Annotated in this window: 14 protein-coding genes; 2 read left to right on the top strand and 12 right to left on the bottom strand. The window is 61.1% G+C overall.

Annotated features, from left to right (window positions below; genetic code table 11):
- Window positions 1-3: 3 nt before the first annotated feature.
- Complete coding sequence (locus EQV97_RS18980; RefSeq protein ID WP_240889516.1) at window positions 4-3,105, bottom strand: multidrug efflux RND transporter permease subunit; 3,102 nt, start codon at window positions 3,103-3,105, stop codon at window positions 4-6.
- Window positions 3,102-4,262 carry an efflux RND transporter periplasmic adaptor subunit gene (locus EQV97_RS18975; RefSeq protein ID WP_240889514.1) on the bottom strand — a complete coding sequence of 387 codons (1,161 nt, stop codon included), beginning with the start codon at window positions 4,260-4,262 and terminating at the stop codon, window positions 3,102-3,104. Before EQV97_RS18975 ends, EQV97_RS18980 begins: the two co-directional genes overlap by 4 nt.
- A 288-nt stretch (window positions 4,263-4,550) precedes the next feature.
- On the opposite strand from EQV97_RS18975, the gene EQV97_RS18970 reads away from it, so the two are divergent.
- Complete coding sequence (locus EQV97_RS18970; protein WP_122838798.1) at window positions 4,551-4,808, top strand: hypothetical protein; 258 nt, start codon at window positions 4,551-4,553, stop codon at window positions 4,806-4,808.
- A gap of 87 nt (window positions 4,809-4,895) precedes the next feature.
- On the opposite strand, the gene EQV97_RS18965 is transcribed toward EQV97_RS18970, so the two are convergent.
- The 5 genes from EQV97_RS18965 to norR all read right to left on the bottom strand — a co-directional run bounded on the left by EQV97_RS18965 (window position 4,896) and on the right by norR (window position 9,289).
- Window positions 4,896-5,645 carry a YkgJ family cysteine cluster protein gene (locus EQV97_RS18965; protein WP_122838799.1) on the bottom strand — a complete coding sequence of 250 codons (750 nt, stop codon included), beginning with the start codon at window positions 5,643-5,645 and terminating at the stop codon, window positions 4,896-4,898.
- A gap of 84 nt (window positions 5,646-5,729) precedes the next feature.
- Window positions 5,730-6,056 (bottom strand): hypothetical protein, encoded by a 327-nt coding sequence (locus tag EQV97_RS18960; RefSeq protein WP_122838800.1) that lies wholly within the window; start codon window positions 6,054-6,056, stop codon window positions 5,730-5,732.
- A 156-nt stretch (window positions 6,057-6,212) separates the two neighbouring features.
- The gene (locus EQV97_RS18955) at window positions 6,213-6,671 is read right to left on the bottom strand and encodes an N-acetyltransferase (RefSeq protein ID WP_240889511.1); all 459 of its coding nucleotides are present in this window, start codon (window positions 6,669-6,671) and stop codon (window positions 6,213-6,215) included.
- A 27-nt stretch (window positions 6,672-6,698) separates the two neighbouring features.
- Window positions 6,699-7,601: a chemotaxis protein gene (locus EQV97_RS18950; protein ID WP_240889509.1), complete on the bottom strand. Its 903-nt coding sequence runs from the start codon at window positions 7,599-7,601 to the stop codon at window positions 6,699-6,701.
- A gap of 137 nt (window positions 7,602-7,738) precedes the next feature.
- Window positions 7,739-9,289 (bottom strand): nitric oxide reductase transcriptional regulator NorR, encoded by a 1,551-nt coding sequence (gene norR, locus EQV97_RS18945; protein ID WP_240889507.1) that lies wholly within the window; start codon window positions 9,287-9,289, stop codon window positions 7,739-7,741.
- 146 nt (window positions 9,290-9,435) lie between these two features.
- Here norR and hmpA point away from each other — a divergent pair, with 146 nt between their 5' ends.
- Window positions 9,436-10,614 carry an NO-inducible flavohemoprotein gene (hmpA, locus tag EQV97_RS18940; RefSeq protein ID WP_122838803.1) on the top strand — a complete coding sequence of 393 codons (1,179 nt, stop codon included), beginning with the start codon at window positions 9,436-9,438 and terminating at the stop codon, window positions 10,612-10,614.
- 100 nt (window positions 10,615-10,714) lie between these two features.
- Here hmpA and EQV97_RS18935 read toward each other — a convergent pair whose 3' ends face one another.
- The 5 genes from EQV97_RS18935 to EQV97_RS18915 form a co-directional block, all read right to left on the bottom strand.
- On the bottom strand, window positions 10,715-11,341 hold the full coding sequence (locus EQV97_RS18935) for a transcriptional regulator (RefSeq protein WP_122838804.1): 627 nt from the start codon (window positions 11,339-11,341) through the stop codon (window positions 10,715-10,717).
- A gap of 81 nt (window positions 11,342-11,422) precedes the next feature.
- Window positions 11,423-12,559, bottom strand: coding sequence for an FAD-binding oxidoreductase (locus EQV97_RS18930; protein WP_240889505.1), 1,137 nt, complete (start codon window positions 12,557-12,559; stop codon window positions 11,423-11,425).
- A 147-nt stretch (window positions 12,560-12,706) separates the two neighbouring features.
- A complete protein-coding gene (locus EQV97_RS18925) occupies window positions 12,707-13,654 on the bottom strand; it encodes an ornithine cyclodeaminase family protein (RefSeq protein ID WP_240889503.1) in 948 nt (315 codons plus the stop codon).
- Window positions 13,655-13,795: 141 nt separating this feature from the next.
- Complete coding sequence (gene rhlB, locus EQV97_RS18920; protein ID WP_240889501.1) at window positions 13,796-15,283, bottom strand: ATP-dependent RNA helicase RhlB; 1,488 nt, start codon at window positions 15,281-15,283, stop codon at window positions 13,796-13,798.
- Between the two features lie 96 nt (window positions 15,284-15,379).
- Window positions 15,380-16,036 (bottom strand): alpha/beta fold hydrolase, encoded by a 657-nt coding sequence (locus EQV97_RS18915; protein ID WP_122838808.1) that lies wholly within the window; start codon window positions 16,034-16,036, stop codon window positions 15,380-15,382.
- Window positions 16,037-16,483: the final 447 nt, after the last annotated feature.

Here is a 16,483-nt window from a genome sequence, read left to right as displayed (position 1 = left end):
GCCTCAGTCTGTGGTCGCCAGCGCCGCTACCGGCGCTGGTTCAGGTCGATGGAATAGCCGCTCCAGCCACAAGTATATGACCGGCGTGGTGAACAGCGTCAGCGCCTGGCTCACCAGCAGGCCACCTACCACCGCGATCCCCAGTGGCTGGCGCAGTTCGGCGCCGGTGCCGTAGCCGAGCATCAACGGCAAGGCGCCCAGCAGTGCGGCGAGGGTGGTCATGATGATCGGCCGGAACCGCGTGATACAGGCTTCATAGATGGCTTCTTGCGGTGTCAGGCCACGGTTGCGCTGGGCATCGAGAGCAAAATCAATCATCAGGATACCGTTTTTCTTCACGATGCCGATCAGCAGTACCAGGCCGATCAGCGCCATGATCGAAAAGTCCTGCCCGCAGATCCACAGCATGATCACGGCCCCTAGCCCCGCCGATGGCAGCGTCGAGATAATGGTCAGCGGGTGGACAAAGCTCTCGTAGAGCACGCCGAGGATGATGTACACGGCCACCAGCGCCGCCAGGATCAGCCACGGCTGGCTGGCCAGCGAACTCTGGAAGGCCTGGGCTGCGCCCTGGAAATTACCGCTCATGGCGGCCGGCATGCCGATCTCGGCCTTGGCCTGGTTGAGCATGATCACTGCATCGCCCAAGGCCACGCCGGGGGCCAGGTTGAATGACAGGTTGGCGGCCGGGAACATGCCATCGTGGGCAATGGACAGCGGGCCCACCGTTGGCGCATCGAATCGGGCGAGGGCCGAAAGGGGCACCATTTCCCCGCTCAACGGCGAGCGCAGATAGAAATAGTTAAGGCTTTCTGCTTTGCCGCGTTGCCGGGTATCCAGCTCCAGAATGACGTTGTACTGGTTGATCTGGGTCTGGAATTCGTTGATCTGGCGCTGGCCGAAGGCGTCGTACAGCGCTTCGTCGACATCGCTTGCGGTCAGGCCGAAACGCGCGGCGGCGCTGCGGTCGATGCTGATATGGGTGATGCTGCCGCCCAGTTGCAGGTCGTTGGAAATGTCGCGGAACGCCGGGTTGCTGCGCAGCTTGTCGGTCAGGCGCTGGGTCCAGGTGCTGAGCGTCGCGCCGTCGTTGCTCTTGAGCACGTATTGATACTGCGCGCGGCTCGGGCCGGAGCTCAGGTTGATGTCCTGGCCGGCGCGCAGGTACAGCACGATGCCGGGGACCTTCATCAACTGCGGACGAATCCGGTCGATGAACTCGCTGGCCGAGACATCACGGTCGCCGCGTTTTTTCAGGGATATCCAGAACCGGCCGTTGGCGATGGTCTGGTTGCTGCCCGACACGCCGACCGAATGGGAGAACGCTTGCACGGCCGGGTCGGCGGCGACTATCTCGGCCATGGCCAGGTGTTTTTTCACCATGTCACCGTAGGAAATATCCGCGGCGGCTTCGGTCGTGCCCAGGACGAACCCGGTGTCCTGCACCGGAAAGAACCCCTTGGGAATGAATATGTAGCCGGCAATGGCCAGGCCCAATGAAACGCCGAACACCCCGATCATCAGCTTCTGATGCGCCAGTGCACGGCGCAGGCCTTTTTCGTACCACCCCAGCAGGCGCTCGCCGAACCCCGGCTTGCGGTTGGCGTGATGCACCGGCGCGCGCATGAACAGCGCGGCCAGGGTCGGCGCGAGGGTCAGCGACACCACGACCGAAATCATGATAGTCGCGGTGGCCGTCAGGGCGAACTCCTTGAACAGCCGCCCGACCACGCCGCCCATGAACAGCAACGGAATGAACGCCGCCACCAGCGAGAAGCTGATCGAGACCACGGTGAAACCGATCTCGCCCGCACCCTTGATCGCCGCCTCGCGCATGCCATCGCCGGCCTCCAGGTGACGGTGGATGTTCTCCACCACCACAATCGCGTCGTCGACCACAAACCCCACGGCCACCACGATGGCAACCAGGGTCAGGTTATTCAGGCTGAAGCCCATGATGTACATCAGGGCGAAAGTGGCGACCAGCGAAACCCCCAGTACCGCCGAGACGATCAACGTTGCGGAGAGCTGGCGCAGGAACAGCGCCATGACCGCGACGACCAGGGCGATCGCGATCAGCAGGGTAATTTCCACCTCGTGCAGCGACGCACGGATGGTTTGCGTGCGGTCGATCAGCACCTTGACCTGGACCGAGGCCGGCAACATGGCCTCCAGGCCGGGCAACGCGGCCTGGATGCGGTCGACTGTTTCGACAATGTTGGCCCCCGGCTGGCGCGAGATCACCAGGTTCACCCCGGGTTGATCACCGGCCCAGGCCTGCACGTAGGCATCTTCCGAACCGTTGACGACCTTGGCCACGTCCTTGAGATGAACCGGGGCACCGTCCGTGTAGGAAACAATGAGTTGGCCGTATTCCTCGGGGTGGAACAGCTGATCGTTGGTCGACAGGGTCGAGATGCTTGATTCGCCATACAGCGCACCCTTGGCCAGGTTGAGGCTGGTCTGCTGGATGGCCAGGCGGATGTCGGCCAGGGTCAGGCCGATCGCTGCGAGCTTGTCGGCGGAAGCCTGGACGCGGATGGCTGGACGCTGCTGACCGGTAATGTTGATTTGGCCTACACCGTCGATCTGACTGATCTGCCGTGCCAGCAGGGTTTCCACCAGGTCACTGAGTTCCGGGCCGGGCAGCAGGGTCGAATTGATGCTGAGGATCAGCACCGGGCTGTCGGCCGGGTTGACCTTGCGCCAGGTCGGCAGGTTAGGCATGTCCTTGGGCAGTTTGCCTGAGGCCGTGTTGATCGCCGCCTGAACTTCCTGGGCGGCGGTGTCGATGCTTTTGTCGAGGGTGAACTGCAGGGTCAGGTTGGTCGAGCCCAGGGCGCTGCTCGAAGTCATCTGGGTCACGCCGGGGATGGCGCTGAATTGCACTTCAAGTGGCGTGGCCACCGATGAAGCCATGGTCTCCGGGCTGGCCCCGGGCAATTGCGCAGCCACCTGGATGGTGGGAAATTCGGCTTCCGGCAGGGGCGCGATCGGCAATTTCGGGAACGCGATCAACCCGAGCAGCACCAGGGCGAATGTCAGCAGGATCGTCGCGACCGGATGATCGATGCACCAGGCGGAAACCGAACCGTGGCCTTTCATGACTTGGGCCCCGACTGCACGACCTGCGGCGGCTCGGTCAGCACCTGCACCGTGGAGCCGGGCTTGAGCCGGGACTGGCCATCACTGACCAGCACATCGCCGGGCTTCACGCCCTTGATAATGTCCTGCCCGCTGCCTTGATACACCATCTGCACGGGGACGATCTCGACCTTGTCACCCTTGACCCTGTACACGAAATGTTGATCAAGCCCGCGTTGTACGACCGTGGGTGGAACTACCAGCGCAGCCTTGTCCAGGGCTGTCTGGATTTTTACCGTCACCAGCAGGCCGGGCCAAAGTTTTTGTCCGGGATTGTTGAATTCGGCCTTGGCGCGGATGGTCCCGGTGTTCGCGTTGATCTGATTGTCGATCAGGGTCAGATGCCCCTCGCCCAGCAGGTTGCCGGTCTCGCCGTCGGTGTCGGCACCGATGTAGGCTGATACCTGTGCATGCTCGGGGTCGTTGATCAGGCCTTGCAGGGTCGGCAGCATTTGCTGGGGCAGGGAGAATTCCACCGCAATCGGGTCGATCTGGGTCACCGTGAACAGCCCCTGCGTATCGGTCATGCGCAGCACATTACCTTCGTCTACCGTGCGAATACCCACTCGACCGGTGACCGGGGAGCGAATCTGCGTGTAGGAAAGTTGTACTTGCGCCGCATCGATCGAGGCCTGATTACCTTGGGCCGTGGCCTTGAGCTGATTGACCAGCGCCTGCTGCTGATCATAGGTCTGCTTCGACACGCCATCATCGACGCTGAGCAATTTGTAGCGCTTGAGGTTGACCTGTGCCACCTGCAACTGCGCCTGGCTTTCACCCAATTGCGCGCGGGCCTGATCAAGGTTGGCGCGAATCGTGCGGTCATCGATGGTGGCGAGCAGGTCGCCTGCTTTCACCAATTGTCCTTCCTTGACCAGCAACTTGGTGAGCACACCATCGATCTGCGGACGCACCACCACACTGTGCAGGGACAGCACCGAACCAATGCCGCTGACAAAGCGCGGAACATCTTTTTCAGCGACGTTCACTACGCGAACGGGAATGGCGGTCGGCGTGGCCAGTTTCGCCGTGGCTGGCTTGCTCAGGTACCAGATGCCCAGCGCCATCAGCGCGATCAGAAGGGTGGCGAGCAGGGCGGTCTTTTTCTGGATTCGCATGCGAGTGGGCGCCGGGCAGAAGATCGAAAGGGGAGGGAGATTTATACCTCCCTTATAGCCCTGTTACACCGTCAGCAAAGTGACTGCCAACTGACAGCGCTGTCAGTTTGGCCGCCAAGCCTGTAAGAGGCACCGTCATCTACCCGTAGGCAGCGGTTGTCAGCAGACGTTGAAAATTCTTGCAGCGCCGACCGAAGGTGCGCGTGCGCGGGTCGGCCGGGCAGGTATACTGCCGCCTTTCGCGGCCCGGTGACCGGGCCCGACTCTTTTGCATCACCCGGAGCTTTCATGACTTCCCCGACACAACCGCCGGTTGCCGACGCTTCGAGCGACGCCCCGGCAGACCTGCCAGACAGCGTCGACTCCAACGCAGACAGCGAAACCAAAACTGCAATCCCGGCCTTCAAGTTCCCGTTCAAGCCAGGTGAGCTGTCTGCGGCAAAAAACGCCAGCCAGCCCTGGTACAAGAATGGCGCGAAGAATGGCCATACCAAGACCCCAGGCGCTGCGCCCCCGGGTACCCGTCGTTCGATGGGTAAGCGCTAGGCTTCAGGCTAATTGCTGATGCGTGCACCGCCATCGCGAGCAGGCTCGTTTCCACAGGGGCGGGCTTGGCCGCGACAGGTTTTCAGATCAGGCCGCCCGCAACGAAATAAACGCATAGTTCTGCGCTGTCTCGCTGGTCACCTCGGCACCGGCGGCTTGCACCTGGCCGGCGATGTCGTCGCCTGACACATGGAACAGCCACTCGCTGGCCCATTCCGGCAGCGTCTGGCCGGCCAGTTCATCGAAGATCGTGGCAAATTCGGCCATGTCCGGCAGGTACGCAGTGAACCCGTCGCCCTTCAACGCCGTGGTGCGAATGCCCAATAGCGCGCACATCGCATCCTTGACCAGCACGTCGTCGCGGTCCGCCTGGCGGGAGCGCTGGATCAGCTCGGCCAGTGGCTGATCGACCAGGGTGCCGCCGACGATCAGGTCCGGGCCGCTTTCCCACGATTGTGGCGGGCACTCCTTCACCGCGATGTCGAGCGGGATGTGCGGATTGATCTCCATGGGGTAGATGCGGCAGACCAACGGGCGGCGGTCATAGATGCGACACAGGTTGTCTTCGTCAAGATTCCGGCAGCGACCCTGGTTGTAGGCGGCAAAGGTAATGGCCACGAACGCCTCGGTTTCGCCGCTGCTGACCTGTACCGAGCGACGCTCGGCATGTTCGCGTTGCTGCACGGGCAGGCCCAGGCCATTACCGAGAAAACCCTCGACCAGCACGATCACCTGACCGCCGTCAGCGGCCCACATGCGGGCTTCATCCAGGGTCAGGGGGACATGGTGATCGGTGCAGCATTTGCCACAACCTACGCAGGAAAACGTCGTATTCATTGAGCAGTCAGTCGCATCCGAAGGCAGTCAAGCGGTGACGGAAAATCACCGCGCAGGCCTGCCTGGAAGCAAGTTATGCGCCATTCACCGGTTTTTGGCCGGCGGGCGGATGGAATCCCATTCGGTGACATAGGCTGTTTTGCTTTTCTTGTTGTAGAGGCACAGCTCGGTGCCTTGCTGGCCTTTCATGTGTTTTTGCGGGTACTGGCCTTGCAGCAGCAGTGCGGTGTACTCGACCCGGTCATCGAATTGAGCGGCGTTACCGACCGGTTTGGTGTTCTTCAGGCCGCTGGCCTTGGTGCAACTGGTGAGCACGGCCTTGTCGAAGGCGGCCCAGGCGTCTGAGCTGGAAGCCTGGGCCTGGGTGGCGAGGGCGCCGAGGCAGATGAAGGTCAGGGTGATCGCTTTCATGGGTTCCGGGATCCTGGGGCATGGGTTGTCCGAGGTTGGAGTATGCCTCGACAGGATAAGTTTGCCCGACCGCCTAAAGATCGCAGCCTTCGGCAGCTCCTGCAGGGGGGCTGCGTTCGTCTGCAGGAGCTGCCGAAGGCTGCGATCCTGGCGATATCAGGCAGGCACCGGTTCGCGCCTGACCACATACATCCCGACACGCTCATACAACCGCAGCGCCCTCAGGTTGTCTTCCCGCACCTTCAAATCAACAAATCCTTCGCGCCTTTGCTGGAATATGTTGAAGGCATGGAGCAGCAGTGCCCGGCCTACACCTCGGCCCTGGGCCCGCGGATGCACCACCAGGTTTTTGATGTAGGCACTCGTCCAGCACTGGCAGACACCCACAATCCCTTCATCGTCCAGCGCGATGAAGCACAGGGACGGGTCGTACTCGGGATCGGTTTCAAAACGCCGTTGCCAGGTATCCAGTACCGGCACACGACCGCCACCGTGCAGATAACCCTGTTGCATCAAGCGATGAACGGCTTCAGCCCGGTCCGGGCGGTACTGGCTGAGGACAATACCCGGCGGCCAAGTGATCGCGGGCACCGCTGCAGCGAGGTTGCGCCGCATCAGAAAACAGAAATCCTCGCTCACACCTTAATGACCCTGTTCTGCAACGGTCTTGGCGGCTTCGATCAGGCACCTGGTCAGTTCCGGCGAGGAGAACTTGGTCAATACGGCGTTGGCGCCGGCAAGACGCGCCTTTTCGCTGTTCATCGCACTGTCCAGAGACGTGTGGAGCAACACATAGAGGTGGGAGAAATCCGGGGTTTCACGCAAGGTCCGGGTAAAGGCATAGCCGTCCATCTCCGACATTTCGATGTCTGAAACGATCAGGTTGATCTGCTGTTCGGTGCCTTGCAAGTCCAGCAGGCAATCGATGGCCTCCTTGGCGCTGCGGGCGGTGTGGCATTGCAGGCCGAGGTTGCGCAGGGTGTGCACCGATTGCTGCAATGCGGTCTGGCTGTCATCGACCACCAGGATCCGCGCGTTGCCGAGTATGTCGGCGTCTTCCATGCTGAGTTCGGTCGGTGCCGATTCGATCTGGGCCGGGGCAATGCCGTGGATGACCTTTTCGATATCCAGCACCTGCACCAGCGTGCCATCGACCGAGGTGACCCCGGTAATGTACGAGCGCGAGCCGCCAGAGCCGTAGGGCGGTGGGCGGATATCGGTGGTCAGGCAGTGGACGATCTTGCTCACTGCCTGCACGTGCAGACCCTGTTTGGAGCGGCTGACATCGGTGACGATCAGGCAACCACCGTTGGGGTCTTCCAGCGGTCGTTCGCCAATGGCTCGGCTGAGGTCGATCACCGACAACGACATTCCGCGCAGGCTGGCGATGCCTTTGACGTGTGGGTGTGACTCCGGCATTTTGGTCAGCGGCGGGCAGGGGATGATTTCACTGACTTTCAGCAGGTTAATCGCCATCAGCTTGCCGCTGCGCAAGGTAAATAGCAGAAGCGAGAGTGAGTCTGCGCGGGCTTTGGTGGAGGACATAAAAACCTTCTGTGGAGAAAGGTGATGGGCGGGCCGGGGACCGCCAACAACTATCGATGCCGGGTTATCGACTTGTCGGGGGCAGGCTTTAGCATTCAATCGATGTTCGATTGATCAAAAGATCGAACGATCCTTGGTTACTTCATGCCGAGGCGCTTGGCCATGCGTCCAAGATTCGCCCGGTCCAGGCCCAGCTCCCGCGCCGCGCTGGCCCAATTGTCGTGGTGGCGTTCCAGGCAAGCGCTGATCAGTTGTCGCTGATAATTTTCGGTTGCTTCACGCAGGTCGCCTGACACCGGTGCCACTGCTGCACCGGCGGGTTGCTCTGGCACTGCTTGGACGTTGCCATTGGGCAGGTCCAGATCCGCCGCGCTCAAGGTGAGAATCTTCGGCCGCTCCTTGCAGTGTCCCAGCGCCTTCAGGGCGCTGCGGCCAATCAGGTGCTCCAACTCCCGCACGTTGCCCGGCCAGTTGTAGGCCAGCAACGCGGCTTGGGCATCGCTGCTCAAGCGCAGGCTGTTGAGGCCCATGCGTGAGCGGTTCTGCTCAAGGAAGTATCCGCTGAGCAACAGTACATCGCGCCCGCGGTCGCGCAGCGCCGGCACCAGCAGGGGATAGACGCTCAGCCGGTGATAAAAATCGGCACGATAGCGACCACTGCGCACTTCCTCGGCCAGGTCGCGGTTGGTTGCGGCAATCAAGCGCACGTTCACCTGGTGTTCCTTGTCCGACCCCAACCGTTGCAGCTGGCCGCTTTGCAGCACGCGCAGCAGTTTGGCCTGCACAGTCAGCGACAGCTCGCCCACTTCGTCGAGAAACAGCGTGCCGCCATTGGCCAGTTCGAATTTTCCGCGCCGGTCATTGGTGGCGCCGGTGAAGGCGCCGCGCACGTGGCCGAACAGCTCGCTTTCCACCAGGGTGTCGGGCAGGGCGGCGCAGTTGAGGCTGATGATCGGTTTGTCGGCGCGGGCGGACGCGGCGTGGATGGCCTGGGCCACCAGTTCCTTGCCGACCCCGGTTTCGCCAGTGATCAGTACGGTGAGGTCGCTGCTGCCCACCAGGTCGATTTCTTCAACCAGGCGTTTGAGCGCCTTGCTCTGGCCGATCATCTCGCGGTTCTGCTGGCCGCTCGCCTGGCGATAAACCTCGGCGCGCTGATGCTCGTCTTCGGCCCTGTTGGCCAGGCGCTCGATCCGTTCGGCTGCATTGACCGTGGCCGCCGCCAGGCTGGCGAACGCTTGCAGTGCATCCAGCTCAATCGGTTCGAAGCGTTGCGGATCGAGGGCATCGAGCGTCAGCAGGCCCCAGGGGCGTTCGTCGATAAACAACGGGCAGCCCATGCAGTCATGGACTTCCAGATGCTCATGCAGGCCATCGACCAGCCCATCGTAGGGGTCTGGCAACTCGCTATCGGCGGCAAACCGGGTGGGGCCCGGACTGCTGAGCAGCGCTTCGAAGCGCGGATGCTCGCTGATTTTAAAGCGCCGCCCCAGGGTATCGGTGCTCAGGCCGTCGACTGCCAGGGGCACCAACCATTCGCCATCGATGCGCAGTAGGGCTGCGGCATCGCACGGCAGCAGGGCGCGCATGGCTTCGAGCAGGCGTCGATAACGCTCGCCCTCCGGGAGCTCGCGGGACAGGTCAGAGACCAGCGGGAGCAGCGTGGTGAGCAAGGATTTTGCAGTCATAGTGACTCCATATAGTCGATATGACTATAAATCAAATCAGGTCTAAATGACTATGTTGTTCACAAGTTATTGATTTATATGGAGATTAAATCTGGCATGAAAACTGATACGTAAGGAAAAACGAATAGAAACCCAGGAGTCACCTTATGCTGAGCGCTCAAGATCGTGCAATCGTCAAATCCACCGTGCCGTTGCTGGAAAGCGGTGGCGAAGCATTAATTACCCATTTCTACCGGATGATGCTCTCCGAATACCCTGAAGTGCGCCCTTTGTTCAACCAGGCCCACCAGGCCAGTGGAGATCAGCCGCGTGCCTTGGCCAACGGTGTGCTGATGTATGCACGTCACATCGATCAACTCGACCAGTTGGGCGATCTGGTGGCCAAGATCATCAACAAGCACGTGGCCTTGCAAATCCTGCCGGAGCATTACCCGATCGTTGGCAGCTGTTTGCTGCGTGCCATTTGCGAAGTGTTGGGTGACGAGATCGCCACGCCTGAAGTGATGGCCGCCTGGGGCGCCGCCTACGGTCAACTGGCCGATATCCTGATCGGCGCGGAAAAAAGCATCTACGACCAGAAGGAGCAGGCGCCTGGCGGCTGGCGTGGCGCGCGGGAGTTCATCGTGGCGGCCAAGGTCGAGGAGAGTGCGGAGATCATTTCGTTCTACTTCGAGCCTGCCGATAAGGGCCCGATCCTGGCAGCGGAGCCTGGCCAGTACATCGGCATGAAACTGGTACTCGATGGTGAAGAAATTCGCCGTAACTATTCACTGTCGGCATTGACCAAGGGCCAATACCGCATCAGCGTCAAGCGTGAGCACGGCGGTCGCGCCTCCAACCACCTGCACGATCAACTGCACGTCGGTGCGTCCATCCAGCTGTTTCCGCCATCGGGTGAATTCACCCTCAGTGCCAGTGACAAACCCCTGGTGCTGATCAGTGGCGGCGTTGGGATTACCCCGACCCTGGCGATGCTGGAGGCGGCGCTGGCAACTGAGCGTCCGGTGCACTTCATCCACTGCGCGCGCAATGGCAGCGTCCATGCGTTTCGTGACTGGATCGACGGGCTTGCCGAACGTCATCCGCAGCTCAAGCGGTTCTACTGCTATGCCGAAGATGACGGCGTGAGCCCGGCGGCGCACAAGGTGGGGTTGTTGAGCCAGGAACAGTTAGGCGAGTGGTTGCCGCAGGAACGCGATCTGGATGCCTATTTCCTTGGGCCCAAGGGTTTCATGGCGGCGGTCAAGCGCCATCTCAAGGCGTTGGGTGTGCCGGAGAAGCAAAGCCGCTACGAGTTCTTCGGGCCGGCATCCGCGCTGGAATAACCACCGCACCTTTTGCACGGACGGATTGCAAAGGTGTAGCTGATTGCCCGCGATGAGGCCTGTACAGTCACCCTTGCAAGCCGGCCCCGGGAGAGTCAGCTCAGCCCTTCAGTTCCTTCAAATGTTTGTAAACCGTCGCCCGTCCCATGTTCAGGACATTGGCCACATAGTTGGAGGCGCTTTTGCCTTTGAAGGCGCCTTCGGCGTGCAGGGCCAGGACCAGTTCGCGTTTGTGGTCGCGGGTCAGCATGCTCAGGCTCAGCTGTCGCTCGCGCAGCCAGGCATGGAGGAAGGTGTTGATCCGCTCCTGCCAGTCATCACGGAACAGTGAGTCCGGTTGCGGTATCAGCTTGCTCGGCGACAGGAACAGATCCAGCGCCGCCTTGGCGTTTTCGAACAACGAAATATTCAGATTGATGCACAGCACCGCCAAAGGATGACCAGCGCTGTCACGCAACACGCTGCTCAGGCTGCGAATTTTCTGACCATCCCAATTGAGCTTTTCATACGGCCCGATGTTTCGTTCGCTGACCTCTTCACTGAGCATGTCTTCCAGCGAGGAATCGTCGCCGATTTCGCGTTTCGACAGGTTGTTGGCGATGTAGTCGACTTTCTGCGTGCGCAGATCGTGCAGCACCACTTCGGCATGGGGAAAGAACAGCGTCGCAATCGCGTCACTGATGGCTCGGTAGTTATCCAGGGCCGGATCTTTCTCGGGGGCGTTCATTCAGTGGTGCTCCGCGCGACGTCAGCGCCCATAAGGCAGGGCGCTGGAAGTTTGCAGCAAACGGGAGTGGACGTCACCTGACTACCCCTGTTGGTTCAGGCGGGCGGGGGCGAGCATGGCGGCATTCAGGCCGAATTTCGACAGGGCTTCCGGCAGGGCCTCGCCGCGCACCAGTGCAGCGCTGGCCTGGCCCATCGCCGGAGAGGTCTGAATCCCGTAACCGCCTTGAGCCGCCACCCAGAACAGTCCAGGTACTTGCGGATCGAAGCCGGACAGCAAATCGCCGTCGCTGACAAAACTGCGCAAGCCCGCCCAGGTGCGGGTCGGGCGGCGGATGGTCAGGGTGGTCGCCTCCTCGATCTGGTAGATGCCCATGGCAATGTCCAGCTCTTCGGGTTGCACATCATGGGGTTCGACCGGGTCGGCATTGGCTGGCGAGCCGAGAAACATCCCGGCGTCGGGCTTCATGTAGAAGGATTCATCCAGGCTGACCAGCATCGGCCAGTGGTGGATGTCCACGCCTTCGGGGCCGGCAAAGATGAACGCCGCGCGGCGCTTGGGTTGCAGGCCCAATGGCTGCGCGCCAGCGAGGGCGCCGATTTTGTCCGCCCAGGCGCCTGCCGCATTGATGATGACCGGGGCGCTAAAGGTTTGGCCGTCGGTTTGCACCTGCCAGATGCCCTCGGCATCCCGGCTCAGGCTCACCACCTGAGTATCGGTCAGGACCTGGCCCTGGTTGCGGCGGATTCCGCGCAGGTAGCCCTGATGCAGCGCATCGGTATCAATGTCGCTGGCGGTCGGGTCATAGATGGCGCCATGAACTTTTTCCCGGCGCAAGATCGGCAGGCGCACGCACGCTTCCTCGGCGCTAAGCAGCTGCATTTGCGGCACTGTGGCCTTGGCGCTCAGGTACTGGTTCTGCAGTTCGGCAGGGTCGCCGCTGAAGTCCACCGTCATCTCGCCGCGCGGGGTGAGCAGTGGATGTTCGCAGAAGCCTGGCGGTGGTGCGTCGAAGAAATCCCGGCTGGCCTGGGTCAAAGCCCGAACCTGTGGTGTGCCGTAAGCGGCGGTGTACAACGCCGCGGAACGGCCGGTGGAGTGGTAGCCCGGATGGGATTCGCGTTCGAGCACAATCACCCGCGCGTGCTGCGACAGCCAGAAACCGGTGGAAGCGCCGGCAATGCCGCCGCCGATGATGATGAAGTCTGCCTGGCTCATGAACGTCTCCTGATGGGCGCAAATGCCAATGTTATTGATACCCCCCTGTGTAGGAGCTGCCGCAGGCTGCGATCTTTTGATCTTGCTTTTACCAGGTCAAGATCAAAAGATCGCAGCCTTCGGCAGCTCCTACAGGGGTTGGTGGTGTTAGTGCTGTAGGCGGTAGATGGCATTGGCCAGCGCGATGTCTTCCAGGCCCAGACCGATCGAGCGGAAGAACACGTGGCGATCGTAGGCCGGACGCTGCACTTTTTCGCTCATCAGCTCGCACAGGTCGCCGACGATACTGTCCTTGTCCCAGCCATGCTGTTCGCCGGCAATCAGCATCTCGCCGGCCGAACCGGGCGTGGTCACGCGATAGTCGCAGAACACCTGCATGGCGTTGAGGCTGTGCGGCGGCACTTCGTGAGCCCGTGGCGCATTGGTGCTGATGGAGGTGATCAGGGCCGGTTTGCTCAAGGTGGACGGGTCGATGACCGGGCCGGCGGAGGAGGTGCACAGCAGGATCACGTCAGCGTCCAGGACGGCCGCTTCGCGACTGGAAACCAGCGTCAGGCGCGGATCAAGCCCTGTGAGCCGTGCCTTCGCTTCAGCGTCAAGACCGTCCAGGCTCGGGGAATACAGGTTGATGCTCTGCCAGTCACGCAGGCCCTTCACGTAATGCAGGTGCGCCTGGGCCACCTTGCCGCTGCCGATAATTGCCAGGCGCTGTGCTTTTGGCGGCGCCAGGGCATCGACCGCCACGGCGGTGGTCGCCGCCGTACGTGCCGTGGTCAGTTCACCGGCATCACAGAGCAACAGCGGTTGACCGGTCTGCATCGACATCAGCAGCGTCCATGCCGTCACCAGCGGGCCTTGCTCGCGCACGATGTAAGGCGAAGTCTTGACCCCATAAACGCCATCTTCGGCCAGCACACCCAAGTAGTTGATGAAGTCGCCAGCGCCTTGGGGAAATTCAACCAGTTGCTGCGCCGGTTGCACCGCGTACCCTGCGGCCAGGTCACGGAACAGTTTGCGCAGGATCTGCGGCACGTCGATTTGATCGAGCAACTCGCGTGCTTGAGGTTGGGTGATCACGTAAGGCGTGCTGGACATGAACGGCTCCGGAGACTGCATATGAACTATTTTGTCTATTATGGACTTTTAGTTTATTCCGACAAGCTCCGTTCGAGAAAAAACCAGGCAAAAAAAAGCGCAGTCCGTTGCCGGCTGCGCCTCTTCTACTGCGGCCCGTATTTACGGGCGCTTACGCTCAACCGCCCGCAACAAATGGGTCGGCGGCGTCTCGCAGCTGATCTTGCGACCCAGCAGCGCCTCGATGGACGGCAACTGGTAAGAGTCGTCTTCACCGGCGAAGCTGATGGACACGCCATCGGCGCCCGCACGTCCGGTGCGGCCGATACGATGCACGTAGTCGTCCGGCATTTCCGGCAGGGTGAAGTTGATCACGTGGCTGATACCGTCAATGTGAATGCCGCGACCGGCAACATCGGTGGCGACCAGCACGCGGATCTTGCCTTCGCGGAAGCCTTCCAGCGTCTTGATGCGCTTGTGCTGCGGTACGTCACCGGACAACTGCGCGGCGTTGACGCCATCACGCACCAGCCGTTCTTCGATGCGACGCACTTCGTCCTTGCGGTTGGCGAACACCATCACCCGCTCCCAGCCGTTGTCGTTGACCAGGTTGTAGAGCAGTTTGTATTTGTCGGCACCGGCAACGGCGTAGATGTGCTGCTCGACGTTTTCGCTGGCGACGTTCTGCGACTCGATCTCGACGATCGATGGCTCGGTGGTCCATTGCTTGGCCAGGTTCATCACGTCTTCGGTGAAGGTCGCGGAGAACAGCAGCGTCTGACGCTCGTTCTTCGGCGGGGTCTGGCGAATGATCTGCCGCACCTGCGGGATGAAGCCCATGTCGAGCATGCGGTCGGCTTCGTCCAGGACCATGACTTCGACCATGTCCAGGTGCACGTCGCCGCGCTGGTTGAAGTCCAGCAGACGGCCGGGCGTGGCCACGAGGATGTCGCAGTGACGGGCTTCGAGATGCTTGAGCTGCTTGTCGAAGTCCATGCCGCCGACGAACGTCATGACATTGAGTCCGGTGTACTTGGTCAGGTCAGCGGCGTCCTTGGCAATCTGCACCACCAGTTCCCGGGTTGGCGCGATGATCAACGCCCGTGGCTCGCCCATGTAGCGCTCTTTGGGCGGCGGGGTTTGCAGCAACTGGGTGATGATCGAGATCAGGAACGCAGCGGTCTTGCCGGTGCCGGTCTGGGCGCGGCCGATGGCATCCTTGCCAGCGAGGGTAAAGCCCAGCACCTGCGCCTGGATCGGCGTGCAATACGGGAAGCCCAGGTCCTGGATGGCGTGCATCAGTTCAGGGGCGAGTTTGAAATCGTGGAAACGGGTTTTGCCTTCCTGGGGTTCGACGACGAAGTCTTCGAGTTTCCAGGGAATAACCGGTGCCTTGGGCTTGGGTTCGCGACGCGGCCTGGCAGGCTTGGGGGCTTCGCTGCGCGGCGGCTCGTCGGCTGTTACCTCGACAGTAGGGGCAGCCTGCGGGGTCATCGGCTCGTGCTTGGGTACCGCTGCGGTGGCGGTCCGGCCAGACTGATTACCGTCGGCGCGGTGGCTGGGTGAGTGAGACGGAGCGCTGGAGGCTGGCGCGAGCTGCTCAGTCTCGCTTTTACCGAACATTTTCTTGAGTGCTTTGAGCACGGTCATCTCATCAATTGATTAAGGAATGTACGCCGGCCAGTGTAATGCAAGAATCGGGCGCGGCGTAGTGTGATGATCAAAGGCAGCTTTTACAGAGTCTGTTTAGCGTAGGCGTTCGGTCAGCCAGGCGCCGATATCGCTGATCTCTTCGGGTAACACTTCGTGGCCCATTGGGTATTCCTGCCATGTCACGGTGACACCATGGGCCTTCAAGTGCTCGTAGGCACTGCGCCCCATCGAATTTTGCACCACGTCATCGTACTGGCCGTGCAGGCACAGCACGGGAATACGCTGCTGGCTGGCGGAAATGTCCAGCGCGTCGCTGAACGTCGGAGCGTAGGTGGAGAGGGCAAGTACGCCACCCAGCGGGCCTTGCCATTTCAGGAAGGCCGCGTGCAACACCACGGCACCGCCCTGGGAAAAACCGGCGAGAAAAATTCGCGAGGCGTCTATTCCGCTGGCGCGCTCAGTTTCGATCAAGTCCAGAACCCGTTTTGCTGACTCATCCAGCTGCTCGCGGCTGATTGCCCGGGCCGGGCTCATGGCCAATATGTCGTACCAGCTTGGCATCTCGTAGCCACCATTAATGGTGACCGCGCGCGTGGGTGCCTGGGGTAAAACAAAGCGGGTGCTCAACAGGGTTTCCTGCAGCGCTTCGGCCACTGGCAGGAAGTCATAACGGTCGGCGCCCAGGCCGTGCAGCCAGATAACGCAGGCGTCTGCTGGCTTGACGGGTTGAAGAATCAGGGGCTCGGTCATGTTCGCTCCATTTTTGTGCGTGCGCTCTCATTGAGTGCGAGATGTGAGTGCGCGTCTGGTTGATCAGTTAAGAAGATGTCGCAAGGTTACAAGTTTTGCTATTGACCTGTCTTTGAATCGCTTTGGCGGGCGGTCTGGTACGGGCTTTGCTATGGGAAAACCCGAGCAATCAATCCAGCGACTGGCGGTAACACTATCAGTGTACTGCCGGTGGCGGGATAGCAACAAAAATCCGGTGATGGATGTTCGCCAGTGGCCGCTACGGGCTTCGCGAACGTGAAGGGCTACAGCCCGTTCGGCCGACTGGTGAGAAGTGAGCGATCCATGATGTGGATTTTCTCCTACTAGACTCATAGCTAAGGTCCTACGTCGCTTGACCCTAAAAAAAGCCAACACGGGTCAACAACGCCTCATAAGGGTGCGACTGGACTCACGCTCCGACACAAC

It is taken from the genome of Pseudomonas sp. TMW22090 (genome assembly GCF_022496665.1).
GTDB lineage: Bacteria > Pseudomonadota > Gammaproteobacteria > Pseudomonadales > Pseudomonadaceae > Aquipseudomonas > Aquipseudomonas gregormendelii.
This window is presented reverse-complemented; position numbering and strand designations above follow the sequence as displayed.